17 protein-coding genes and 1 tRNA gene are annotated in these 24,698 nt (G+C 46.5%); 6 read left to right on the forward strand and 12 right to left on the reverse strand.

Features of this window, described 5'->3' with window-relative positions; genetic code table 11:
* Window positions 1–123: 123 nt before the first annotated feature.
* The 5 genes from QT998_RS01005 to QT998_RS01025 all read right to left on the reverse strand — a co-directional run bounded on the left by QT998_RS01005 (window position 124) and on the right by QT998_RS01025 (window position 9,572).
* A complete protein-coding gene (locus tag QT998_RS01005; protein ID WP_333113525.1) occupies window positions 124–5,499 on the reverse strand; it encodes an SdrD B-like domain-containing protein in 5,376 nt (1,791 codons plus the stop codon).
* A 538-nt stretch (window positions 5,500–6,037) separates the two neighbouring features.
* Window positions 6,038–6,400, reverse strand: coding sequence for an NIL domain-containing protein (locus tag QT998_RS01010; protein ID WP_333113524.1), 363 nt, complete (start codon window positions 6,398–6,400; stop codon window positions 6,038–6,040).
* Between the two features lie 110 nt (window positions 6,401–6,510).
* The gene (gene cysW / locus QT998_RS01015) at window positions 6,511–7,386 is read right to left on the reverse strand and encodes a sulfate ABC transporter permease subunit CysW (protein WP_333113522.1); all 876 of its coding nucleotides are present in this window, start codon (window positions 7,384–7,386) and stop codon (window positions 6,511–6,513) included.
* A complete protein-coding gene (gene cysT, locus QT998_RS01020) occupies window positions 7,376–8,236 on the reverse strand; it encodes a sulfate ABC transporter permease subunit CysT (RefSeq protein WP_333092795.1) in 861 nt (286 codons plus the stop codon). The genes cysW and cysT overlap by 11 nt, the downstream gene beginning before the upstream one ends.
* A gap of 193 nt (window positions 8,237–8,429) precedes the next feature.
* Window positions 8,430–9,572: a sulfate ABC transporter substrate-binding protein gene (locus QT998_RS01025; protein ID WP_333113519.1), complete on the reverse strand. Its 1,143-nt coding sequence runs from the start codon at window positions 9,570–9,572 to the stop codon at window positions 8,430–8,432.
* Window positions 9,573–9,926: 354 nt separating this feature from the next.
* Between QT998_RS01025 and QT998_RS01030 the strand changes: the two genes are divergently transcribed.
* From QT998_RS01030 to QT998_RS01045, 4 genes are all read left to right on the forward strand, one after another.
* Window positions 9,927–12,089, forward strand: coding sequence for a serine/threonine protein kinase (locus QT998_RS01030; RefSeq protein ID WP_333087508.1), 2,163 nt, complete (start codon window positions 9,927–9,929; stop codon window positions 12,087–12,089).
* Between the two features lie 385 nt (window positions 12,090–12,474).
* A tRNA-Thr gene (locus QT998_RS01035) sits at window positions 12,475–12,547 on the forward strand.
* A gap of 302 nt (window positions 12,548–12,849) precedes the next feature.
* A complete protein-coding gene (locus QT998_RS01040; RefSeq protein WP_333087510.1) occupies window positions 12,850–13,230 on the forward strand; it encodes a hypothetical protein in 381 nt (126 codons plus the stop codon).
* A gap of 6 nt (window positions 13,231–13,236) precedes the next feature.
* Complete coding sequence (locus tag QT998_RS01045; protein ID WP_333113516.1) at window positions 13,237–14,397, forward strand: hypothetical protein; 1,161 nt, start codon at window positions 13,237–13,239, stop codon at window positions 14,395–14,397.
* A 132-nt stretch (window positions 14,398–14,529) separates the two neighbouring features.
* On the opposite strand, the gene QT998_RS01050 is transcribed toward QT998_RS01045, so the two are convergent.
* The 4 genes from QT998_RS01050 to QT998_RS01065 form a co-directional block, all read right to left on the reverse strand.
* Window positions 14,530–16,410, reverse strand: coding sequence for an aminopeptidase P family protein (locus QT998_RS01050; RefSeq protein WP_333113513.1), 1,881 nt, complete (start codon window positions 16,408–16,410; stop codon window positions 14,530–14,532).
* A 15-nt stretch (window positions 16,411–16,425) separates the two neighbouring features.
* Window positions 16,426–17,595 (reverse strand): pyridoxal phosphate-dependent aminotransferase, encoded by a 1,170-nt coding sequence (locus tag QT998_RS01055; RefSeq protein ID WP_333113509.1) that lies wholly within the window; start codon window positions 17,593–17,595, stop codon window positions 16,426–16,428.
* Between the two features lie 176 nt (window positions 17,596–17,771).
* Window positions 17,772–20,813 carry an SMC family ATPase gene (locus QT998_RS01060; RefSeq protein ID WP_333113507.1) on the reverse strand — a complete coding sequence of 1,014 codons (3,042 nt, stop codon included), beginning with the start codon at window positions 20,811–20,813 and terminating at the stop codon, window positions 17,772–17,774.
* 138 nt (window positions 20,814–20,951) lie between these two features.
* Complete coding sequence (locus QT998_RS01065; RefSeq protein ID WP_333113504.1) at window positions 20,952–22,127, reverse strand: metallophosphoesterase family protein; 1,176 nt, start codon at window positions 22,125–22,127, stop codon at window positions 20,952–20,954.
* Here QT998_RS01065 and QT998_RS01070 point away from each other — a divergent pair.
* Window positions 22,113–22,280, forward strand: a complete 168-nt coding sequence (locus QT998_RS01070) for a hypothetical protein (RefSeq protein WP_333113502.1) — start codon at window positions 22,113–22,115, stop codon at window positions 22,278–22,280. The two genes, QT998_RS01065 and QT998_RS01070, sit on opposite strands and share 15 nt — an antisense overlap.
* A 110-nt stretch (window positions 22,281–22,390) precedes the next feature.
* Here QT998_RS01070 and QT998_RS01075 read toward each other — a convergent pair whose 3' ends face one another.
* The 3 genes from QT998_RS01075 to QT998_RS01085 form a co-directional block, all read right to left on the reverse strand.
* On the reverse strand, window positions 22,391–22,741 hold the full coding sequence (locus tag QT998_RS01075) for a DUF5615 family PIN-like protein (RefSeq protein WP_333087520.1): 351 nt from the start codon (window positions 22,739–22,741) through the stop codon (window positions 22,391–22,393).
* Between the two features lie 3 nt (window positions 22,742–22,744).
* Entirely contained in the window at window positions 22,745–23,071 is a 327-nt protein-coding gene (locus QT998_RS01080; protein WP_333087521.1) for a DUF433 domain-containing protein, read from the reverse strand.
* A 191-nt stretch (window positions 23,072–23,262) separates the two neighbouring features.
* Window positions 23,263–24,156, reverse strand: coding sequence for an ion channel (locus tag QT998_RS01085; RefSeq protein WP_333113500.1), 894 nt, complete (start codon window positions 24,154–24,156; stop codon window positions 23,263–23,265).
* Window positions 24,157–24,312: 156 nt separating this feature from the next.
* Here QT998_RS01085 and QT998_RS01090 point away from each other — a divergent pair, with 156 nt between their 5' ends.
* A complete protein-coding gene (locus QT998_RS01090; RefSeq protein ID WP_333087524.1) occupies window positions 24,313–24,588 on the forward strand; it encodes a hypothetical protein in 276 nt (91 codons plus the stop codon).
* Window positions 24,589–24,698: the final 110 nt, after the last annotated feature.

Here is a 24,698-nt window from a genome sequence, read left to right on the forward strand (position 1 = left end):
AAAGCAGGGGTTTCAACTGCTACCTCAAACTCAAAGTCCACAAAGCGTGGACTTAAGCAGGCTCAAAGACTTTAGTCTTTGAGCCTGCTTAAGTTGAAACCCCTGCGTGCTGGGGACTGCTGACTAAACCAGCAAGCTAAAACTGCTCGCCGATAGCTGTGTCGGAAGTACGCCCGCCACTACAGCTAAAATCTGGTCGCTGTTAGCAAGCCCGATCGCACTTGAGCCATTATTTTCGGTAATTGACAGTTGATTGAAGTCCAAGCCTCCCACCAACACAAGTGAATCAACTCCTGCGGTGAAGTTGAAAATAGTATCAATTCCCGCGCCGTCTGCCAAGATAAAACCATTGCGGCCAGATCCGCCGACGAGGGTATCGTTGCCAATACCTCCAAAGAGCAAGTCATCGCCGGTGCCACCAAAGAGCAAATCATCACCGTTGCCGCCAATTAAGGTATTGTTACCGTCGTTGCCGCAGAGAGTGTCATTGCCCTCATCGCCAAACAGCACGTCGTCGCCAGCGCCTCCCAACATTACGTCGTCGGCTTTGCCACCGTACAATAGGTCATCGCCTTCGTCGCCGCTGAGCGAGTCGTTGCCGCGATTGCCGTAAATCGTATCATTCGAGCGATCGCCAAAAATCAGGTCAAAGCCTTTACCGCCAAAGAGAGTGTCGTTATCGATGCCACCGTAGACAGTATCGTTACCCGTATTGCCATTGATGTAGTCGCCGCCCTGTTGGCCAAAAATCAAATCGTTGCCGCCCAATCCGAAGATCGAGTCACTGTTGGCCGTACCGACGATCGTATCGTCACCGTTAGGGCCGTTGATGACATTACCCCCAGAAGAATTGCCGAACTGATTAGAAATAGGGTTTCTGGGGAAGTCTGCAGGGCAAACCAAATCTGTCGGTACAGGTGAAGGTGTCGGTGTCGGTACAGGTATCGGCGCAGGTGTCGGTGTCGGTGTCGGCGCAGGTGTCGGCGCAGGTGTCGGTGCCGGTGTCGGTACAGGTGTCGGTACAGGTGTCGGCGCAGGTGCCGGTGCCGGTGTCGGTACAGGTATCGGCGCAGGTGTCGGAGTCGGTGTCGGTGTTGGTGTCGGTGTCGGGAAGTTCCCGAAGTTGATGCCACTGACAATAGCACCCGAAGTCAGCGTGATGTCGGCTGGGTTGGGCGTGCTTTGGGTGAAACCAGTTTGGTTGACTTCCCGGACGCTGTAGGTTCCCGGCGTTAGGTTCGCGAACAAGTAGTTGCCGCTGTTGTCGGTAGTAGTAGTAACAGCAGGCGCAGCAGGAGCTCCTGGGGTTGGAGGTACGACCTTAGTTAACTGAATTTGGAAATTGGGTAAACCCGGTTCTCCGGCTTCCTGAGTGCCATTGTTGTTGCTATCTCGGAACTTCAGACCTCGGATCGTGCCCGGTTCCGGCAGGAAGTTGCCGAAGTCAATGCCCGCGATCGCATCTCCACCAGCCACCGTAATCGGGGCGGGGTTAGGCGTCGTCTGCGTCCAGCCGGTTTGCGGTACTTCCCTTACCTGGAAAGTGCCTGCGGGTATGTCTTTGAGAGTGTAGTTGCCTAGGGCATCAGTGATGGTAGTCGGTTCGCCCTGTTCAAATATGCCATCGGGATTGATACTGTCGAGGAATATTTGCCAGTTTTGCAGCCCCAGTTCTCCGGCATCCTTAAGGCCATTGTTGTTGGCATCATTGAATTTTTGACCGCTGATGGTGCTCGACTTGAAGTTACCGAAGTTGATATTAGCGATGTCTTGACCGCTGACGACAGTGATGTCGGCCGGATCGGGGGTAGCTTGCGTCCAAGTAGGCTGCGAGACTTCCCGCACCTTGTAGGTTCCTGCTGACAAATCGAGGAATTTGTAGTTACCGGTGGCATCGGTGAGGGTGTTTGGTTCGCCGGTGTCAAGGGTGCCGTTGCCGTCAGTATCGAGGAATATTTGCCAGTTGGGCAGTCCTGTTTCCTCGGGGTCTTTAAAGCCACTATTGTTGGCGTCGTTGAATTTCAGCCCGCTAATTGAGTTGGGCTTGAAGTTGCCGAAATTGTTGTTTTGGGAGTCGGTGCCGCTGGTGACTGCGATCTTAAATGCCCCGGAAAGGGTAGGCGTGGCTGCGTCGGCGGGCGGCACAGTTTGCGTCCAGCCGGTTTGTCCAACTTCCCGCACTGTATAAGTGCCGGCTGGTAAGTTGGTGAACTGGTACTTACCGGTGACATCGGTAACGGTGGCGTTGGTGCCAGTTTCTGCTGGTACTTGGTCTTGCACGCCGTTGTCGTTGGCATCCAAGTAAATTGTCCAGCCTCCTAGGGGTTCTTCTGCTGGCGCATCTTGCACGCCATTTTTGTTGAGGTCGTTAAATTTGATCCCGCTGATTTTGCCGAACTGGAAGTTGCCGAAGTTTTGACCCGTAATCGGGGTGTTGCTAACGGTGTTAATTGTATAAGAAGCCGGGCCGGCGGTTTGTGAGAAACCGATCGGCACATCTTCTCTCACAAAGTACCGACCGATGCCAACGTTGGTAAAGCTATAAGTGCCAGCAGCCGCAGGCGCTGTCCCGGTAACTTGACTGGCGACTTCGGTATCGCCGGTATCTAAAGTGCTGTTATTGTTAGTATCCTTCAACAAGCGAACGGTAGTGCCGTTGAGGGGGGTATCGTCGGCAGAGAAGCCGTCGCCTGTGAGGTCGGTGAATTTGGTGCCGCTGACGGTGATGTTTTGGAAGTTACCGAAGTTGAGGCCCGCAACGGTAGCATTAGTTATCGTTGCGCCGCTTTCGGGAGTGATGTCGGCGGGATCGGTTGTGGTTTGTGTGGAACCTGTGGGCACCGTTTCCCGGACACGGTAGAGAGCACCACCTGCAAGGGGCTTCAATCCTGTGAAAGTGTAAGCACCAGTGGCATCTGTGGTGGCTGGTGTTCCGATCGCAGCCCCTGTGACGGAATTGGTTAAATTAAGCGTAACCCCAGCTACTGCCACATCCCCTGCATCTTGAGTACCGTTGCCGTTGAGGTCATTAAATTTCAGACCACTGATGGTCATGTCCTGGAAGTTGCCGAAGTTGACGGCGGTGGTACCAAAGAGATCCGTAGTACCAATGGTAGGCACAGTGGTAGGGGAAGTTTGCGTCCAAGTGGCTTGTGGTGTTTCTGCGATCGCAGTGTTTGCCTTAGTATCGGTAAGGGTGTATTGACCCAAAGTTGCAGGAACCGCAGAGCTAACAGCAGTCTTAGTTCCTGCGGTAATAGTCCATCCACCTAAACCTGGATCTGTCGCAGCTTTAAGGCTGTCGCCGTTGATATCGTTGAATTTCTGACCCTGAACAACGGGCCCGTACTCGTAAGCACCGATGTCAACATTGGGTTTGGCAACGAGAGTATTGTCAATTTTGCGAGGGAAACCAGCGCCGCGTTGGTCGAAAGCAGTAGCGCCCACGGCCGTTATGGTTGGGTCGCCTCCACCAATGGCAGGGTTGCTGCTGGTAGTTACGGGGCTATTGTCAACTAGGGCAAGGGTCAAAGGCCCGGCTGTTGCGCCGTTTAGTGCGGCAGCGGCGGCTGGTGCTAATACACTTGCGATCGGAACTGCTAATTGCTCAGTAGGCGCAAAACCTGTACTCCCGGTGATAACTCCAATCAGGTTGTTGTTCCCTGTGAATGCTCCTGTAACATCGGTGTTGGTAGCAGCAGTGTTGCCAGCGACGATCGTATTCTTGACCGTGACAGTACCACCGTTGTCAATTCCTCCGGATCTAGCAATCAGACTAGCCGGTGCGCCAACAGTAGCCGCTGTAGCAGAGTTATAGGCGATCGTGTTGTTAGTCAGCGTAGCTGCTGCACCTAAGTTAACGAAAATTGCACCGCCTGCTGCTGTACCCGCACCTGCGGTAGCATCACCAGCATTTCCACCCCTGACTGTATTGCTATACAAGGTGCTGTTGGTCAAGGTCAAGCTGCCGCCACCGACAAAAATCGCACCACCCAAACCAGCACCGCCACCACCTGCGGTAGTGCTACCAGCACCGCCACCAGCAGCACCAGCAGCACCACCAGTGCTACCAGCACCACCGCCACCACCCAAGCCACCAGCACCGCCAACACCCACAGTACCAGCGGTACCAGCAACAGTACCAGTACCACCACCGCCACCGATACCACCAGCACCACCACCGCCACCGATACCACCAGGGCCGCCAGCACCACCGATCGCGCCATTACCACCGTTACCAGTACCAACACCAGGGCCGCCAGCGCCACCAGCACCACCGCCACCACCGCCACCACCGAAGATTCCAGTACCGCCAATCCCACCAGGACTGCCAGGCCCACCACTACCGGTGGTGGCTCCACCAGTACCACCAATGCCACCAATGCCACCAGTGCCACCAGGGAAGCCCTGGCTACCATTTCCAGCGGTGCCACCAATGCCGCCAGTACCATTAGGAGTACCACCAACACCACCAGCCCCTGCCACACCAGGAGTGCCACCAGCAACACCAGTGTTTAAGTCGCTGTTGCCACCAACGCCACCGCTGCCAAGAGTACCGTTACCGCCGATCGCCTGGTTGTTCGAGAAAGTCACTCTGTCAACAATTACGCTGCCAGTATTGATAAAAAGTGCGCCGCCTAAACCACCAGCGCCGCCACCACCACCAACTGGTGCGTTGCCACCTAATGCTCTTGCAGAATCAATGGTGAGGTTGGAGATGTTGACTGGGTTTGCACCGCTATCAACTACGAAGGCGCGGAAATTGCTACCGCCCCTGATGGCAAAACCTCCGCCAATGATATTGGTGTTGTCACTAATTTTTGGCAGCAGCCCCGCGAGGGTGATATCCGCAGTCAGGGTAATTGTGTCAATCCCAGCATTGATGTTGGCAACATTGATGGCATTTTGCAGTGCGCCAAAGTCGCCAGCACTCTGGTTTAAGTCAGCTAGCACCCCGCTATAAGCTTCTCTCGCTTCTTGGGAAAATGCCAATGCCGTCTCGATCTTCCCCGTAGTCACTTCGAGTTCCCAGTCTCCACCCAGTGTGGCGCTACCAGTCAAATTATCCGAAGCCGCAACTTCCGCCCCGGTTAGTTGGCTCAGCCTTTCTACGAAGGCCACACCGGCTTCTGTGGCGGCAACGTTGCAACCGTAAAGCAGAATTTCGGGTTTAGCTGTAGTTGAATAGTTCGAGTTTGCCGATGCCGCTGGTAAAGCAAACCATGTTTCTAAATAATTGCGGTAGCTTTCAATATTGCTGAGATTGAGTTCTGTGGTTCCCAGTTGCAAGCTGGCTGCTGCGCCGTGAGACAAAATGTGGACGGCTGCAATGTTTTGCCGTTGTTTAAGTGTTTCGGCGATTTGTTCGATGCCGTCCCGATCGCCCTTGAGAATAATAACTTCTGTATCTGGATTTACAGTTTCTGTTAAACTTGCCCAATCTGTAACTTGTGAATCTGCAAAAACTATCTGGTGTTTCGGTTCTTTATAAAATTCCACGCTTAAATTCCTCTGGTACACGCACACATCAAATTCATATCACAAACCCCGCACACCAGCAATCGAGCTTTTTCCTGCGCTGGTGTTTATCGTTAGCGAAGCCGGCCTCTACGGGGACTGCGCCAACTAACAGGATAGCCCTTAATTTGTATCAATCAAATAGATATTGACAAAAACTTTATTTTATGCTTTGCCAGCATAAAATGACTTAGTTTGATTGTTTAGAAGTTTTAAACGGGGATATTGTTCCGGCTGTTACAAAAATCTTTGAAAAGAGCGGCGTGCTATTTTTGGATTTTCCAGAGATAGGAACTATACCAAATTTGAGAAAAATTGTCAATCTAATAATTAACTGAGGGCGATCGATATTTGTTAGTCAAGATTCATCAGTCACGGCGATCATCTGTAAAGTGATGTTACCATAATTTTTTTCGGCTGAAAGATATGGATTCGCGATCGAACAACGGCGATAAAATTGGTTTGTAGTGAGAACCCACAGTTCGAGTTTTATGAGGACTCAAGTCCCCACTACAAACCTTTACCAAGTTTCTTGATCGGGATGATTGGAATTGCTCCATATTTCCACATCTAAATCGTTGAGATAAAACAGAGCACTTTCAATCTGTTGACTTGTACCGTTAAGTTCCAAATCAAACCAACCGTCATCCGAAGTTTTGACACCCAACAAAGCCGCATTAAAATTCACCGTCAAACCGTATTGCGAAATCAGGTTAGAAATGACAGGTTCCTGATGATATTCTTTAGGAACACGAATCCGAATGCGGGTTTGAGTTAATCTGGTGTCTCCTGAATCAGCGTGGGGGATATCTGATTCTTTGGTTTGGTGAAAATTGTCGCTCGTCGATTCAAATTCAAATTCGCTATTGTTCTGGTTTAACATTTGATGCTCCTAATGTTTATTTCCGAGGTAAGGTGCGTAGTGTGTACCCTACATTATTTACTGAGAGTTGCGATTGGTTTGCAATCGCAAAAACACATCATTATATTTGATTACTCAACCTCCTTGATGCTAGTTTTCTTTTCCAAAACCTCCTGAAGCACGAGAGTAACAACTGCTAACAATCCGAGAACTACCGCCGCAGAAAAAGCCGATTGCGTCGCATATTGCTTGTAAGCATCCTCTACAAATAAAGGCAAAGTTTGGGTTTTTTTAGCAATATTTCCCGACACCACAGAGACGGCTCCAAATTCTCCCATCGCTCTAGCATTGGTCAAAATTACTCCGTAAAGTAAGCCCCAACGAATATTCGGTAGCGTGACATTCCAGAAAATTTGCCAATCATTTGCTCCTAACGTTTTCGCCGCTTCTTCTTGATCGGTTCCCACTTCTTCCAAAACAGGAATTACTTCGCGGGCGACAAAAGGTAAAGTGACAAAAGCAGTTGCTAGTACCATTCCAGGGAAAGCAAAGATAACCTTAATTCCGGCACTCTCCAGCCACGGGCCGAACCATCCCAAGCGACCGTAAAGCAGTACAATCATTAAACCTGCTACTACGGGAGATACGGCAAATGGTACGTCTAAAATGCTGATTAAGAGTGTGCGTCCCGGAAATTTGTTGCGGCCGATAACCCAAGCTGCACACAAACCGAATACCGTATTTACAGGTACAACAATCAGAGTAATCAGCAGGGTGAGTTGTGCTGCTGACAGAAAATCTGGTGAGGTTAAGTTGCTCAAAAACGGATCTACTCCCTTTTTGAAAGCTTGGTAAAAAACGTTGAGAGCTGGAATAAATAAGATGAGACCAAGATAGACGATCGCAATTCCGATCAAAGTTGGTTTTACCCAAGTTTTTTCTTTTTTCCGAGCTGAACCACCTGGTGGAAAGTTGTACTCTTTCGATAAATTAAGATTAGCCGTCATAGCGTCTTCTCCATGATTGTAAGAAATTTATAGCGAATAACATTGTCAGGGAAATACCTAACATGAAAGTGCCAATCACCGTGGCTCCTGCATAGTCGTACTGCTCTAATCGCTGGAAAATTAAGACCGGGGCGATTAAATCTTTAAACGGTATATTAGAAGCTACTATTACAGTAGAACCGTACTCGCCCACCGCTCGCGAAAATCCGAGGGCAACTCCGGTTAAAATTGAGGGAAACAGTGGCGGCAAAACTACTCGCCAGAAGGTTTGAAATTGAGAAGCACCCAAGCACCAAGCTGCTTCTTCGATGTCTTTTTCCATTTCGTTTAAAACTGGCTGTACAGTCCGCACGATGAATGGTAAGGAAATAAATATCATGGCTACGCCTACGCCTAAGCGAGTGAATGAAATCTTGATTCCTAACGGTGCAAACAGCCCGCCTATCCAGCCGTTATCGCTGTAAACTGTGGCGAGGGTTAAACCTGCGACTGATGTCGGTAATGCAAAGGGTAAATCTACTGCTGCATCGACAATCCGTTTTAAGGGAAAGTCGTAGCGGACTAATACCCAGGCAATTAATGTGCCGAATACTCCGTTAATTAATGCGGCAATTAATGCGGTAAAAAACGTGACATTGTACGCGGAAAGGGCGATCGGGCTTGTGGCAATTTTCCAAAATTCACTGGGGTTTGCTGTGCTGGCTTTTACCAGCATGGCTGTGACTGGGAGAAATAGCATGAGGCTGAGGTAGCCTATGGTGATTCCCCAAGGTAGGGTGATTTTGCCGATCGCTCTTTTGATGTTGGCGATCGCAGATTGAGGGTTGGTGGCTGGAGATGATACTGTCATAGGGTAATTTTTAACCGCAGATGAACGCTTATTTACTTGCTTCCAGGCGGAGCCTGGAAATGCCGATCTCAAGGCTCTGCCTTGCTTTTTGACGAAACAGCAAGTGAGGAAGATCGGAAAGCTTTACAGGGAGGCAGAGCCTCTGGATATGCGTTCCCAGGCAGAGCCTGGGAACGAGTAAATTCTGATTTGCTTAGCGTTTAATTGAACCTTGGATTTTGTCAAAAGCGGCTCCGTCATCAAAGAATTGCTTCTGAATTTCTCCCCAACCTCCTAAGTCTTTAGCTGTAAATAGGGTTTTGACGGGGGGATATTTTTGGGCAAATTCGGGTTCTTTGGCTACCGTGGCATCTATTGGCCGAAAACCTGCTTTAGCAAATTCTCGCTGAGCTTCTGGGGTGTAGAGAAACTTGACAAATGCTTCGGCGACTTCGCGGGTACCGTGTTTGTCCACGTTTTTATCCACGATGGCGATCGGATTGTCGATCGACACATTCACGTCGGGAATAGTATAAGTCGGTTTTTCGCCTTTCTGAGATGCCAGAATAATCTCGTTTTCGTAGTTAATTAAGGCGTCACCTTGGCCTTGTTTGAAAAATACGTCGGTGGCTTCGCGGGCATCTTTGGTCAGGATGGGAACGTTTTTGTAGACTTTGCTCGTAAAATCTAATGCTTTGGTGTCATCGCCTCCGGTTTTGACAACTGAGCCCCAAAGTGCTAGGAAATTCCAGCGAGCCACGCCTGATGTTTTGGGATCGGCGGTAATCAATTTCACTCCGTCTTTGGCTAAGTCTTCCCAATTTTTGATGTTTTTGGGATTGCCTTCGCGGGTGACGATGGCTGCTACGGATTTGCTGACGATGCCTTCGTTGGGCACTTCTTTTTCCCACCCGGGCGCAATGAGTCCGGCTTTTTCGATTTTGGCGGTGTCGAGGGCGAGGGCTAGGTGCACGATGTCGGCTTCTAATCCGTCAATTACGGCTCGGGTTTGGGAACCGGAACCGCCGTAGCTTTGGTTGAAGCTGACGGTTTGCCCTTTTTCTTTTTGCCACTGTTCTACAAATTTGGGAATTATCGCTTCGTGGGCGGCTTTGGTGACGGCGAAGGAAACGAGGGTTAGTTCTATGTTGCCTTTGTTGGCGGCTGGGTTAGCACCGCCAGTGGCTGCGGGGTTGCTGGGGGTTCCCTGCTGGCAGGATACAACGGCCAGACTTAAAGTTATTCCTACTAAAAATAGGGACAGGAATCTTTTGAGTGAAGTCAACGATCGATTTTTGGCCGCTGGTGGCTGTGGCGATCGGTGAAATTGTTGAGTTAGGTCTTGCCGCTGGCTCATTATATTGGTTCCTCTACGGAAACTACGGTTTTTGGGTCGGAATACCGTAATTATGTTTGTGAAGTACGATTATAAACAGGCGCAAGTAAAAATAGCAACAAAAAAAATGAATTGGGGGAATTCGGGGTCGATCGACTATCCTCAAGTCTTACGCTCGGTAGTTTTGACTCAGATTAGCGGTAAAATGTAAACCGTATAAGTACCATGATTGAGTCAAGGTGCTAAGCCTGCACGATACCCCTTACGGATGCGCTGGCTGCTCTCCCAAATAAGCGCGATCGCGGTAAGAGTCCAGCCTTGGCGAATATGCCTCACTCGCGCGATCGCCCTTGAGTTAAAAAAGTTTTGACTGATATGTCCTTACCCCGCCCCCTCTCAGACACGATAATTGAACTGTTGAAGCCTGTAGCTAGCGAATTGGGAGAAAGATTGGGAGCAAGCGCTGTTAACGAACGCTATGCAGAAATTGAGCCTTCGGCTGCTTCTTCGGCTTTGAACCAACAAATCAAAAAAGACCCCCGCTGGATTAAAGCACAAGTGAAATATTTGCAGCGACAGCACAGCCGCGAACAAGAATTAATCGCGATCGCCAGCATAGAAGAAGAATGGGTAAAGGAAGAACGCGCCAATCGAGTTAAGGCACAAGAATTGAGAGATAAGCGGGCGATTAGCCGGCTTTGCCGCGAGTTAATGCGGGAGTTTCAATCAGAAGCAATTCGAGTTAAGCTGAGCGAAATTCAAACTATTTGGGACAAAGACAACTGGTTTTCTAATTTGAGCAGACAGGAAACCGAACAGATTTTACAGCAGCAACAGCACCGATTGCTGCTGTTGGTTGCTCCCGCAAAAATTAGCCAAGATTGCCCGGATTCGTTTCGCAACAATCTAAATATCGAGCTGCCGGCTAAGTTGAGATCTTTTTTGAACCAGCACTACCCCCAGCACGGAGAATCTTGTCCGGTTCAATTTTACGGAGACTATTTTAAAAAGGCGATTTCTGATATTGATGTGGAGCGGTTGCAGACTGTTTTGTCTCCCGTGCCGACAGCTATATTGTACAGCGATATCAGCGATTATGAAGTCAATTTTCATCTTGGTTTTTGGGGAATCATCAATCAGAGCGTTTCTCTAGTGGCGATGCAGCCTTGGAATTGGGAAGAGGTTTATCAGCAGTTGGAAGCTGAGGGCAAAGATGAAAAGGTGAGCCTGCGGATTATTCGGCAAATAATTGTCACAATTCACAAGTTATTAGCGGCTTTTTTAGCGGATTTGTATTATTTAAATATTGATTTTACCCACGAACCTCAGCTATTCAAATTAGAGGCGGAATTTGCTCAGGAATGGTTTTCTAAAGATTGGGCGCAACCGTATATTGAAACTCTTAAAGAAATTCAGGAACAGCAGCGAATAGTCTATAAAGGAGAGATGCGGCGGTTGGCGCTGCGAGAAGCGAAAGCTAAGGCAGAAAGGAAGCGTTTGGAGGATCAGGAACTCAAGCACAGAGAGGAAACTGAGGAGGCATCTAAACGAGCGAAGGAATTAGTTCACCAATTAAAAAATCTGAAATGGCGGTGCGTATATACGTTGCCGGGACATTCATCGTTTGTGAATTCTCTGGCGATTAGTCCTGATAGTAAAATTCTGGCTAGCGGTAGTTGGGATAAAACTATTAAGATTTGGAATTTAGAAAAAGGGGAATTAATTGGTACTTTGACGGGACATTCCGATCGCGTAAATTCTGTTGCTATTAGCTATGACGGAAAAATGTTGGTCAGCGGCAGTTCGGATGAAACAATTAAGTTTTGGAATTTGTACAACGGCGATTTGCTGTGTACTTTTCCGGGACATTCTATGGAAGTGAATTCGGTGGCGATTAACCCGAAGGGGCAGATAATTGCTAGCTGCGGCGGGGCAGATAATACGATTAAGCTTTGGAATTTGCGGACTGGTGAGTTGCTGCGGACTTTGAGGGGTCATTCTAACAATGTGAATGCGGTGGTTTTTAGCCCGGATGGTAAGATATTGGCGAGTGGCAGTTCGGATGCGACGAGCAAGGTTTGGGATGTGGAAAGCGGTAAGTTGCTGCGGACTCTTTCGGGGGTGAATGTGGGGGTGAATTCTGTGGCGATCGCGCCGGACGGTCAAATTCTCGCTAGCGTCAGCAATGATTATACAATTAAGCTGCGGAATTTGCATACGGGCAGTTTGTTACGGATTTTCAATTCTCATTCTGCGAGGGGAAAGGGTGTAGCGAATTTGGGGATGAATGAGGCGCTACATATTTTGCAGAATTATGTGAGTAGGGGCGATTCGGTTGCTATCAGTCGGGACGGTTTGACTTTGGCTAGTGGCTGCGATGATAATACGATTAATCTGTGGAATTTGCATACGGGGGAGCTATTGAGCACTCTTAAGGGACATTCGGGTACTGTATACTCGGTGGCGATCGCACCTTCGGGCAATTTGCTCGCCAGCGGCAGCGCGGATGAGACAATTAAGATTTGGCGCTGCGATTAGTCATTAGTCAGTTGTTTGTTGGCAGTTGGCAGTTGTTTGTTGGCAGTGGGCTGTTGGCTTCGGTAAATTAACCAATAGTCATTAGTCATTAGTCATTAGTCATTAGTCAGTAGTTTAGACGATCTGCTGTGGCTGGGAGTCCGCCCTGTCGCGGCGAGAAGTTCAACAACATTTACCTACCGGGGCGAGAAACCGGGTTTCTGCCACAAATAGGGTTGAGTAACGAGAAATATAGGAAGAAACCCGGTTTCTGAGGTGTGGCTGCGCTCAAAAGACGATAATTTCGGTTTTGTCCTTGCGGGCAGGGGTTTTGGGCGAATTTGAAAAAAAAGTTGGCTGGGGGGGTTGCGCTAATGGCGATAAGTTTGCTATATTAATTTTCACTGCTGGTGTAACTCAGTTGGTAGAGTAGCTGATTTGTAATCAGCCTGTCGCAAGTTCGAGTCTTGTCACCAGCTTATTTAATGAAATAAAGGCTAGATAAAACTTCTAGCTTTTATTTTTTTGCATCGTGGGCGATCGTCTCTTCATACGCTTGTCACCCGCCTCAACAATTTTGATTGTTAACGTAATCTTTTTTCCAAAAATAGAAATATCTAGAGCTAGATTGAATCTGGCGATCGCAAACTTGAGCGTCTGATTATCAAGTTTGATTAAATGTTAGCCACTAAGGTTATCAAGTTATTCTAAACTAAATTTGTCAGCACTGTACCGGAGCAGCGAAATGTCCCCTTGGGTAAAAGATCCAAATGCAGGTGGAGTGAAAATCCCTCCGGCAGTTCAAGAACGGGTAAAGCAGCGTATTCTCGATTATGCTGCTGCTAACTACGCTGGTAAGTACACTCGCTTAGGCATCCGCTTTCGCAGTCAGTTTTGTTACGTTGATGCCTATACAGAACCTAATGTCCCCCTAGATTTTCCGAGCAAAGACCTTGGCGTATCTCGTGAAGAATATTTAGAACGAAGGCGAAATACTCCCATTCACCTATGTCGGCTGCGTTACTTTAGTGATGAAGAAGCTTGGGCTCTGGGTTTTTATACATATAGCAATGAAAAATATGAGCTTTGTGTGTTCAACAATGGCAGTTTCTATGGTACGCCTGAAGAAGCCTTTGACATCTCTTCTATGTACTTGGAATAACCGAAAATGAGCGAATATCAATATTACGAGTTTCAAAGCGTCGATCGACCTTTGACTCAATCGGAACAAGAAGCACTCAGCAAACTCTCTAGTCGCGCGCAAATCAGCTCTAGTAAAGCTATTTTTGTCTATAGCTATGGAGACTTTCCGGGCCAAGAAAAACAAGTATTAATCAAATATTTCGATGCTATGTTTTACATAGCTAATTGGGGATCGTTACAACTAATGTTTCGTTTCCCCAAAGGTTTGATTGATATCGAACTGATGCGGCAATATTGCGTTGAAGATATAGTTGAGGTTTCGGAAATTAATAATTTTGTCATTTTAGAGATTTCTATTAACGAGGAAGAAGGTTTTGATGGGTGGATAGAGGGAGAAGGAAATTTATCCTCTTTGATAGGTTTGCGCCAGGAAATTTTGCAGGGAGATTATCGTTTACTTTATTTGGCTTGGCTAAAAGGGATTACCTATCTTGATGAACTCGACGACGAAGATGAAGATGAGCGAGATGATGATGATGAAAATGATGATGAAAATGATGATCGAGAAGAACTAGAGCCACCTGTTCCTCCTAATTTCGGTAAGTTATCTTCATCGTTACAGGCTTTTATCGATATTTTTGAAGTGGATGAGCATCTACTGAAAACTGCAATCAGTGCGAGTGTTACTAAAGATTCAATTCCCGAAAGTAGCATCAAAGAAGCTATCAAAAAACTTGAACGTTCTGAAGTCGATACTTTTTTACTGCGGTTACTTAAAGGAGAATCTAATCTCTCTATTGAGTTGGGTAAGAAATTATCAGGAATGATAGAAGTTAGGCAAGAGGAAAATCCCGGCAAACGAACAATTCGTCAGCTTTTAGCAAGCGCAAAAAAGGAAGAAAAAAAGGAAGAATACAGAATAGAACAGGAAGCTAAAGCTGCACGAATCAGAGATTTAGAAGCTTTGGCTAAGCGAGAAACGGCTGCTTGGGAAGAGATAGACGCTCTTATTCAAAAAGGAACTTCTAACTCTTACGACCAAGTAGTGCCGTTACTTTTAAAACTGCGAGATTTGGCGGATTATCAAAAGCAGCAAATTAAGTTTTTAACGCGGCTTCAAGAACTGCATAATAAATATAGCAGTCGCTCTGGATTGAAAAGACGTTTGCTTAAGGCGAATTTATAATCTAATAGGCTGGGGATAGGACTATTTGTTGCTCGGAGATTCCCCTAAATTTCCCTGAAAAAGGGGAGTAGGGGTTGACTTTGATGCAGCTCTTTTCCCGCCCTTTTTAAGGGGGATCTGGCTTAACTGAACCTATTGAATTTTACCTAACGCAGCGCAGGCTTTTTTCAACCAGGCGATTGTTGCTGCATCAAGTACGGGTGAGAGTTTCTCGATTACGGAAGCGTGATAGTTGTTCAACCATTGTAGTTGAGTCTTTGACAGCCGATCGCCATCAATCAATTTTTGCTCAAACGGAATATACGTCAGCGGTTCAAATCCGTACCAAACCGTAGCGTTTTTTGACGGCATTTCCCTGACAACATAGAGATTTTCGAGGCGAATTCCGCCCCATCCCGGTTCATAATATCCCGGTTCGATACTTGTTACCATTCCCGCTTCCAGAGGATACTGCACAGATTTGCTGATGCCGTTTGGCCCTTCGTGACCGGCTAAAAACGCGCCGACTCCGTGCCCTGTACCGTGTCCGTAGTCTAGCTGTTCTTGCCATAATACCGCACGGGCGATCGCATCTAATTGCGATCCGGTTGTACCTTTGGGAAATTGCTGCAGCGCACAGTTGATGTGTGCGATTAAGACGGTTGTGTAGTGTTCGATTTGCAGCGCCGTCGGTTCCCCGACAATCATGGTTCTCGTATCGTCGGTTGTTCCTGCTAAATACTGCGCCCCTGAGTCCAGCAGCAGCAATTCTCCGGGTTTTAAGGTGATTTCGGGGCTTGGGGTTCCGTAATGTACGATCGAGCTATTTGCACCCGCACCGGCGATCGTTCTAAACGTTAAAGTCTGAAAATCCGTTTCTTGCTGATAAAAACTTTCGATGCTTTCTTTAACATCAAACTCAGTCAAAACCTTACCACTTTCTAGCTGCTCTGTCAACCACATTAAAGTCAGAACTTTCGCTCGACTTGCCTTAAAATTGGCTGATTTCATCTGCTCAATTTCCACAGGATTTTTCCGAGCTTTCATCCCTTCCACCGGATTCGGAGCAAAAACTATTTCAATCTTATTTTCAGTTGTTTGTTGACCTAAAATCAACTTGTACGTGCCTGCTGTGCTGTGCTTCGAGTCTAATAGCACCCGAACTTTATTCGGCAAATTGACGCACGATTCTAAGATTGACGGATAGTCTGCATAGGGAAGCACAGTTACAGCAGGCGACAATTCTTGCTTGATTTCTGCTGAAATGCGATCGGGATTGGTAAACAAAAACGCAGTATCTGCGGTGACAATCGCATAGGATATAAAAATCGGAATGTGGGGAATATCCGAACCTCGGAGATTGAACAGCCACGCTATTTGATTCAGGTTGCTAATTGGTAGCACGTCGATGTTTGCAGTTTGCATCGCTTCCCTGACTCGCGCTAACTTTTGAGCAGCGGTTTCTCCCGTCAGAGATACTGGTAAACTAAATATCGGAGATTCGTCAATGGCGGGTAAAACTTCTGTAGTTTGTCGAACTTTGTCTGCTAAATTCTCCGATATCGCTACGAGTTCAATTCCTGCAGTTGCAAATTTTCTGATCCAGTTTTGATATTGCTCTGTCGCTACAGTAAACGGGTCAAAACCAAATCTAATTTTAGTTGACTTTTGGGCAGATTCTACCGCGATTTTTTCTAAGGTTTCAATTAAACTTAAATTTCCTTCTAAGCCGAGTTTCGAGATCTGAATCAGTGCAGCATCCACTTGCAATTCCGCTTGTTCGTAATAGCGGGAATCCACAAACAACCAAGCAGCATCTTTCCCAACCAACAAATCGCCGGCCGAACCCGTAAAACCGGAGATCCAAGCGCGCCGTTGCTTGGCTGCTGGAACTGATAAATTTAAGTGTTCGTCAACCGCTGGAATTAAATAGCAATCTAAGTCGTAACTTGCCATCAACTCGCGCAAGTCTTTAAGCTTAGCAGCGGGTAACATTTTAATATTTTTATCTGTTATTAAATTAGTTGCAACCATTTTTTACATCCTATTTTACTTGTTTAAAATTGCCTTTAAACCTTTGACCAACCTGCTAATTCCTGCGGCCGCTGTTTCAGTTTCCAGAGCACCGTAAGCAACGCGCAAATAGCAGCCGCTATCCATGCCGAAAGTTGTACCGGGAAGCACTGCTACGCGATATTCGCGAATTAATTGTTCTACTAATTCCATTGTATCGAGTTCTGTGTCAACTTTTAAGAAAAAGTAGAAAGCTCCGCAGGCTGGGGAAATTGTACACAGATTTTGGATGGTATTGAGTTCGTTTAATACGAGTTGTCGCACGGATGCGATCGCCCTTACATAATTATCGCAGTAAGCTCTACCAACTTGCAAGGCTCCCAAGGCTGCATATTGAGAAATTACGGGCGGACAAATTAAGATAGTATCTTGAATCTTTCTCACGGAAACCAGCAAATGTTCTGGGATTACCATATACCCGATGCGCCAACTCGCAAAACCGTAGGCCTTAGAAAGGCTAAACAGGGAAATTGTATGTTCGCTGCTGTGGGGAAAAGCTGCGGGAGAACAGTGTTTAACGCCGTTATAGGTGAAATATTCATAAGCTTCGTCGCTGATGTGATAAATGTTGTGCTGGCGGCAAATTTCGTTTACTTCGCGCAGTGATTCAAAATCATAAACTACGCCTGTTGGGTTGTTGGGTGAAATGGTGACAATTGCTCGCGTTTTGTGAGTAATTGCTTTTTTGATCGCATCGATATTGAGTTGATAGTTAGCGTCGGTTTCTACTATGACTGGGTGGCAATTTGCCATGATTGCTGCCATTTCGTGGTTGAAATAATAAGGTGATTGGATAATAATTTCGTCTCCCGCCGAGGTGATGGCGAGAATGGCGTTGGTAAATCCCATGTTGCTGCCGGCGGTGACAACAATGCAGTTTTTGTTGTTAATTTCTATGCCGTTATCTGTCTTTAGTTTGGCTGCTATTGCATCTTGTAATTGGGGAATTCCTTCGACGGCTTTGTATTTGTGATTGTCGGGGTTTGCGAGGAATTCGGGGATTTTGTTAAATGATTCTTGGGGCGAATTGTAGTAAACTACGCCTTGTCCTAATGATATTGTTCCCGGATTTTGGCGGATTAGTTCGCCTACTACTGGAATTATTGGCGATTGTACCGATTGCATTCGAGTTTGGTGATTGTTCATTTAATTTAACTCGGTTTTAAGGATTAAATTTGTTTGTAGACGGCGGTTGAAACCGCGTCTACAAAAGGGAAGTCCGCCTTCGCGGACTGAATAAAATAACGTAATGTTAACCGTCCAATCTTCAACCCGCTTTCGTCGGGTTTTGTTTGTGTAAACCTGGTTTCAACCGCCCTGTATTAAACTCTTTCAACTTCTATTCTAGAACCTTGGGGTGACTTGAACACTTTAACTTGGGCGGGCAATCTTTCGCCCAATCCTCGAACGTGGGTAATCACTCCAATCAGCCTTTCTCGCTGCCGCAAAGATTCTAAAATTTGAGTAACGCTTTCGAGAGTTTCTGCGTCTAAAGTACCGAATCCTTCATCGAGAAACAAGCTGCCCAATTGAGCTCCTTGAGATAGTTTTTCTGATAAAGCTAAAGCCATTGATAGGGAAGTTGCAAAGGTTTCGCCGCCGGAAAGGGTGCGGACTCGTCTCGCTTCGCCGCCGTTCCAATTATCTGTTACCCAATATTCGCCTTCTTGGTTTTTTAGCTGGTAGCGATTGTCGGTTAATTCTTGCAAAATTACGGTGGCGCTGCCGACTAATTCTGCTTCTAAATGTTCTAAAATGTAGGATTGAAATTCGTTGGATTTCAGATTTTGCGCTAATGTGTGGTAGGTTTGCTCTTGTTCTGTGAAATTTGTGATTTGCTGCGACAGTCTTTCGGATTGTTCGAGGGTTTGCGCTGCTACTTGTACCCAGGCTAAAAGCTCGGTGCGGTTGTTGTTGGCTTGTTTGAGGTTCTCTTGGGCGGTTTGTTTTGCCGATCGCACTTGTGCTAAAGTATCTTCATCGGTAGTCCGACCCGCGATCGCCTCGCTCAAATCTTTCGCCCGCGTCTCTAGCTGAATTTTTGACTCGCGCACGGATCGAATCGCATTTTCCCACTGCAATTGTTCGTTAACTAATGTCACCGCTGCTAAAAAAGTCTCTTCGGTGAAATCAGCCGCTGTTAATTTTGCCAACCAATCCAGATTTAGCTGCTGTTTTTCCGCCTGAATTCGTGCAAAAACCTCTCCCGCTTGTTGCTCTCTTTCTGCTGCTTGAATAGCAATATTTTGAGCAAGTTGATAAGATTTTTCGGCAATTCTCAGCCGATCCTTTAACTCTTGCTTGTCTGTTTCTAAAGCCTGTGCTAAATTAACATAAGGTTGATATTCGGTAATTTGATAGAGCGCGTTTACACAACTTTGTAACTGCTGCTGTCGGCGGTCAGATTCGGCGATCGCCTCTTGATATTCCTGCTGTTTAGCAGCTTTTGTCGTCGCTGCAAAATTTAATCTTTCTTCGTAATTATTATATTCCAAGGATGCGATTTGGAATTGCTGCTCAATTTCTCGGTATTGGCGATCGCTCTCTTTAAGAATTGCCAACTCCTGCTGTAACTGCGACACTTCCCATTCTCGCTCCTCCAGAATTTCCGATATTTGCTGCTGCAATTCGCCAACTCTTTTCGCCGTCAATTCTAACATTTGAGCAATTTCCGACTGTTTTTGCTCGCAGGATGAAACTGCACTTTTTCCCTCAGCCACGGCCATTTGAGCTGATTGAAAAAACTGATTTGCTGTCGCCAGTTTCCGGCGCAAACCGGCAACATCTACAATCTTAGAAATCGGTAAAGGAGGGAGCAAATCGCTCTCAGGATGCACCCCGCCGCACACCGGACAAGTATCGCCAGAATTCAACGACATTCTGACAGCAGCAACAGTCTCTAAACGCGCCGCTTCCGCATTAGCAGTTTCCGCCGCTTCTAACTCGTCGCTGCACTCTTTGAGCCGGATTTCTGCCGCTGTTAAATTAGTGACAACTTCGACATAATTCTGTTGAGCGCTTTCTTTTTCTGCCAGAGACTTACCCAACATTTCCTGCTGACTTTTTCCCTGCTTGGCAATAAGCTGAAGTTCCACCAATAAAGGTGCAATTTCCTGCAACTGCTCTAAACGCTTTCCTCCCGGCGAAGACTGTTCGAGCAGTACCGCTGCTCTAGTAACTCGAAAACCCGCATTCTGAATTTTAATGTTAGTAGCTTGCAATTCTTTTTCTGCCGCTTGGAAAAAGCGGAGTTTTTCCTGTTGTCTTTTTTGGGCGATTGCCACTTCTTTTTCTAATTGAGCGCGCTGTTCTTCATATACTTTCGCAGCAGCCAGAGCATCTTCACGAGCCTTAAATTGTGGTGCTAGTGCCTCTGCTTTGGCTTGAACCGCGTCAAGTTGCTGTTGCTCTGCTGCTAGCTCGCAGCGAGCTTTAATTAATTTTTCCCGCGCTGATTTAGCGGCTTTTTCGGCAGTTTCATTTTGACTGCGAGCCGATCGCACTAAAGCCCAATCTCCCTGTAAATGATTGGCAGCTTGCGCTCTTTCCAAACGCTGTGCTAAAATTTCAATCTCGGCGGAACTAGCATTTAACTCAGCCAATTTTTGTTGTAATTCTTGCCAGCGAGCGATTTGTGAAAATAGCTGTTCCTCTTCGTCTAACGTTTTCTGAGCTTTCATCACGGCGCGCTCGAACTCAGGTAACTGCTGCTCTAAAATCCCAAGTTGCGATCGCTTTCCGGCCACCTCATCCGCCGTCGGCGCGCTCAAGTCAGCTAACTGCCTTTCCACCATTTCCCGTTCCTGTTTCAGCAACTTTGCGAGCTCGTTTGCTTCCTTCCGCATCTGCTCAAAAATCTCAAATCCTGCTAGCTGCCGCAAAATTTCTCGGCGCTTAGAAGCATCCCCTTTAATAAACTCATCAAACTTTCCTTGAGGCAGAATAATTGCTCGTGTAAAAGTATCAAAATCCATTCCTAAAATTTGTTCGATCGTATTTTGCACTGCAACAATACTCGTTCCCAAAGTTTCCCACTCGCCGTTTTGCCAGCAGTCCAAAATCACCTTATTTTCAGGAGTTTTTGGACGAAAACGCCATGTCCGCGTCACCCGATACTGGGCAGAACCCACAGTAAAACGTAACTGTACCTTTAAATTTTTACTACCTTGACTTGCTAAATCGCCTACTTGTTTGCCGCTGCGAGTTGTCGTACCAAAAAGCGCGTAAGTCATGGCATCTAGCAGCGAAGATTTGCCCGCACCCGTAGCACCAGTAATTGCAAACAAATCGAGTTGAGAAAAATCTAAACGCTGTTCCCGGCGGAAGCTGGTAAATCCTTCGAGTAAAAGTTCTAGTGGACGCATAAAAGATTTTAGATTTTAGATTTTGGATTTTAGATTTTGGAATTTTTACAATGATGTTTTTCCGAGTGCTATGGCACTTATCAAGTCCATTCGGCATCGGGAGTAATGGCAAAGAATTACCAATTACCAATTACTAATTTAACTATTAACTGTTTCCTTAAACTTCTTGTACAAATCCTGAAATCCCTCCAATACAGCGGGTTGTGGTGTCGTTCCCAAGCGGTTTTGGTAATAGTTGCAGAACTCTGCCGCCGGATCGAAATTGTTGGGATCGATATTAGTCATTTCCGTGGCTTCTAGCGGTGCATCTCGATAGCGCGGTTCAATCAACAACGCTTGAGAACAGATTTGCCGCACGCGATCGGCTAATCCGATTTGTGGGCTGTCTAGATCGACAATTACCTTTAAGAAACCAGGATGATATTGATGAGCTTCTAAAACAGCATCAAGATTGTCATTATCACATTGAAGCACTTTTAACGGTTTGTTGCAAGCCACAGGTTTAAATTCTACCTTTGCCTGACTTCCAGGCTCAAGTTCTATCAAACAAAATCCTTTTTCCTGTTCGGCTTCTCCGAAATCTAACTGAATTAAAGAACCGGAATAATAAGCGAGGGAATTCTTAGCAATGCGCTGGTGGATGTGGATGTGTCCGAGGGCGATATACTGGGCTTCTGCTGGCAGAGTTTGCGATGAAAGCAAGTATTTTTCTCGCGTGTAATAAGCGACTTCGGATTTGGCCAAGCGAGCGCCGTCAATGCTCATGTGTCCCATCAGCATATTTACAGTATTGTCGCGAAAATCTGTAGTTAAATCTTGCAGTAAATCTGCTACAAGTTCGCGGTAATCTTGGCGGATTTTGGCATCGCCGGAGTGCCAGATAGCATTAGCATCTAACAGTCTTTGTTCGGAAGCAAAAGGCATCGCTCCCACGCAGAGTTTACCGCTTTTTGTATTAAGAATAATGCTGCCGCCGTCGGCGGAACGCTTGGGTTTGCCTAGGGCGCGAACGCCGGCGAGGGAGAGCAATTGGGCGATGCTGTCGATGCGGGATGCGGAATCGTGATTGCCGGCGATCGCAATTGCGGGAATTCCGGCAGCTTGGAGCTCGCAGAAAAAGTGATAGGCAACGCGCTCAGCGTAGGCTGGAGGGTTGGGAACGTCAAAAATGTCGCCGGCGACGAGCACAGCATCGACATCGAGCTCTTTGGCTTGTTTCAAAATCTGTTCGAGGGCGATCGCAATTTCGGAAGTGCGATCTATCCCTCGAAAACGCCGCCCCAAATGCCAGTCAGCAGTATGAATTATTCGCATAGTAAGAAGAAGGAAGATGGAAGAAGGAAGATGGAAGAAGGAAGATGGAAGAAGTCATTAGTCATCAGTCATCAGTGCTGTCGCCTCCGAGCTTTCCGTACAACGTCATCAGGAAGAAGGAAGAAGGAATATGGAATATGGAATATGAAATAAAAGATGCACAGAAAGCTTTTAGGAGAGCCGTATTTTATGTTTAATTAGGTAAATTGATAGTGGATTTATTTGTCAAGTGTGCAAGTTCATTTCATACTCGATGTATTCTATCACTTATCTTCAACCGATGGGCGGTTAACTCGAATCAGCATCCCTCTCAAAGTTTCTAGATTAGAAATAGCCTCATTAATCCGCGCAGCCTGCCGCTCCCTATTTGAATCATCTTTACAAACAATGATACCAGCATGGTCTGGTTGTAATGTATGCAGCTTGATAAAATGACGGCGATTGAGTGTTAAAATAGCGCGGTCAATACTCAATGCAAAAGCTAATACTTCATCATCAGGAATTTTTTGATTAGCATTTCCTGCTTCCTGTACTGTCAGGACATCGTGACCTAAAGTCCTTAGAAATTCCACAACTCGCTTTGGATATTGTTCATCTGCATAAAAAGATGCCACTTTTCAATCATCCTCATTTTCTTGAATTGCTGTTTCAATCTCGTCAGGATAGGCCTCAGCATAAGCCCAAGCATTCGCCAAGTCAGCAGCACGCAGAGTCGGATAATCTTCTAACAGTTCAGATTCCGAAATACCTAAACGACGAGCATTCACGAGCACCCAAACAGGAATCCGCGTTTGTCTGATGCAAGCATCGCCACCACATACGCCAGGAGTCTTTTGAATTCCAGACCAAAAGTTGGTTAAACTTTGGGCGAGTAATTGTATAGCTTGAGTCTTTTCCTCGGGACTTAACGCTAGGAGTTGCGGTTGCAATTCTTTCAGTGTCATATTCGCAGCTATTGAGTTCATAAATATTAGCTTATTTTGGCATACAAGTATTCTAGCAGTGACTAAATCAAAATTTTCATAGCACTCCTGGATCGATACCAAAGAAACCGGGTTTTTATGGAAATTCAAGGTGGGAAAGCCATATTTTGCACCAAACCCGGTTTCGACGCACTCGCTGCGTAAGTTTTGTCTCATTCAATAGGTTTCACATCGTGAAACCGAGTATAATCAACCACCCGACCGCCATCCGGCGTTCTCAAAATAATATCTACAAACCGCATATTCCACATAATTTCCGACGCTACAAAAGAATGTCGCGCGTTAATAGTTTGCGAAACTGTTTCGTCAATTCCCGTGAGCGTAATTACAATTTCTATTTCCTGCTCGATCAAGTCTTTGGCAGTAAGTTGGTACAAAGGACTGCTCTCATCAATTGCGTGCATTACCGTCCAAGTTAAGGAAAAAATACGAGATTGATTCCGCATTAATTGCAAATCGTAAAAACGCCGCATATATTCTCCTTCCGGTGTTACTTCGTCGCGGATCAAAGTAACTCCCTGCTGCGCTTCTAAAATTTGGTTGAAGCGCTGATTTCCCGCGCGATACATCAGAGTGGGAACGCCGTTGAAAGGAGCGATTACTGCTACGCGGCTGAAGATAACTCTAGCGCTTGGCCGGGAAAATTTTGAAAAAGCTAGTCCCGTCACCATCGCCACGGCCCACAAACCAAAAAACGCTTCGATCGCGACTATAGTATTAGCGTAATCGGTGCGGGGAAACATTGTGCCGTAGCCGATGGTCGCCATTGTTTGCACGCTGAAATAAAAGGCATCTTTCAAAGAACCATGCCGAGCATTAGCAATGCAATCTCCTCCCGCCAAGTAAGCTAAGGCAAATAAACCATTCATGACTAAATACGACAGACTAATCAGCATGAAAAATTGCGGCCAAGAAAGAGTTAGCAGTTTGTGGTAGAGGTCGGCAAAATGCAGGCGAGGTATTCCCAACTTAACAATATTTAAGGTGCATTTTTCTTTTCGGCTGACTAAACGAGGCTGTTGCGGGCGGTTGCGGTGCATTTTCATTGCGATTTGTAACTGCTGCTGTTTCAATTTGTAACTATTGCTGGAAGCGCGAAAACTTATCCCTTAGACTGATTTTTAATTTCAAAAATTCAGATCGCAGCGGAGTTGAAAATGGTTGAGCTTAACTGGCGTGACTGTGTGGTGATGATTTCTTTTATGGCTTCAATTGCAGGTCTGCTGTTGCTGGGCAATAAGCGTGAGTCGAAGCTGGCGGGCGATCGTGCTTTGAGTGAAGAAATGCTGATTGAGATGAGCTTTACTTACTGGATAGTGTACTGCATTTCTGTCTTCGGGCTGAAACTTCATTTACCAGAGGATAGCTGGTTATTGCTCAGTTTGAAGCTGACTACTGTTCTTTCTTACTTGTTGACTGCTTCTAGCATCCTCAGCCTGCCGCTGCAACGCATGGCTGTCAGACGAGTTGAAGATTGAAAACTACGGGTTATATCATTTCCGGTGACACCGGAATGATGTTAACTGTTGACGGTTGACTGTTCACTGTCAACCGTCAACAGTGAACTTGAATTTACTATTCTGATGAA

The sequence above is a fragment of the Microcoleus sp. S1D4 genome (assembly GCF_036700765.1).
Taxonomy (GTDB): domain Bacteria; phylum Cyanobacteriota; class Cyanobacteriia; order Cyanobacteriales; family Microcoleaceae; genus Microcoleus.

Coding starts and splice junctions, on each gene's coding strand:
- QT998_RS01010 (WP_333113524.1), bottom strand. CDS start 6,400: ATGTTAAACCAGAACAATAGCGAATTTGAATTTGAATCGACGAGCGAC.
- cysW (WP_333113522.1), bottom strand. CDS start 7,386: ATGACGGCTAATCTTAATTTATCGAAAGAGTACAACTTTCCACCAGGT.
- cysT (WP_333092795.1), bottom strand. CDS start 8,236: ATGACAGTATCATCTCCAGCCACCAACCCTCAATCTGCGATCGCCAAC.
- QT998_RS01025 (WP_333113519.1), bottom strand. CDS start 9,572: ATGAGCCAGCGGCAAGACCTAACTCAACAATTTCACCGATCGCCACAG.
- QT998_RS01030 (WP_333087508.1), top strand. CDS start 9,927: ATGTCCTTACCCCGCCCCCTCTCAGACACGATAATTGAACTGTTGAAG.
- QT998_RS01045 (WP_333113516.1), top strand. CDS start 13,237: ATGAGCGAATATCAATATTACGAGTTTCAAAGCGTCGATCGACCTTTG.
- QT998_RS01050 (WP_333113513.1), bottom strand. CDS start 16,410: ATGGTTGCAACTAATTTAATAACAGATAAAAATATTAAAATGTTACCC.
- QT998_RS01055 (WP_333113509.1), bottom strand. CDS start 17,595: ATGAACAATCACCAAACTCGAATGCAATCGGTACAATCGCCAATAATT.
- QT998_RS01060 (WP_333113507.1), bottom strand. CDS start 20,813: ATGCGTCCACTAGAACTTTTACTCGAAGGATTTACCAGCTTCCGCCGG.
- QT998_RS01070 (WP_333113502.1), top strand. CDS start 22,113: ATGAATTATTCGCATAGTAAGAAGAAGGAAGATGGAAGAAGGAAGATG.
- QT998_RS01065 (WP_333113504.1), bottom strand. CDS start 22,127: ATGCGAATAATTCATACTGCTGACTGGCATTTGGGGCGGCGTTTTCGA.
- QT998_RS01080 (WP_333087521.1), bottom strand. CDS start 23,071: ATGACACTGAAAGAATTGCAACCGCAACTCCTAGCGTTAAGTCCCGAG.
- QT998_RS01085 (WP_333113500.1), bottom strand. CDS start 24,156: ATGAAAATGCACCGCAACCGCCCGCAACAGCCTCGTTTAGTCAGCCGA.
- QT998_RS01090 (WP_333087524.1), top strand. CDS start 24,313: ATGGCTTCAATTGCAGGTCTGCTGTTGCTGGGCAATAAGCGTGAGTCG.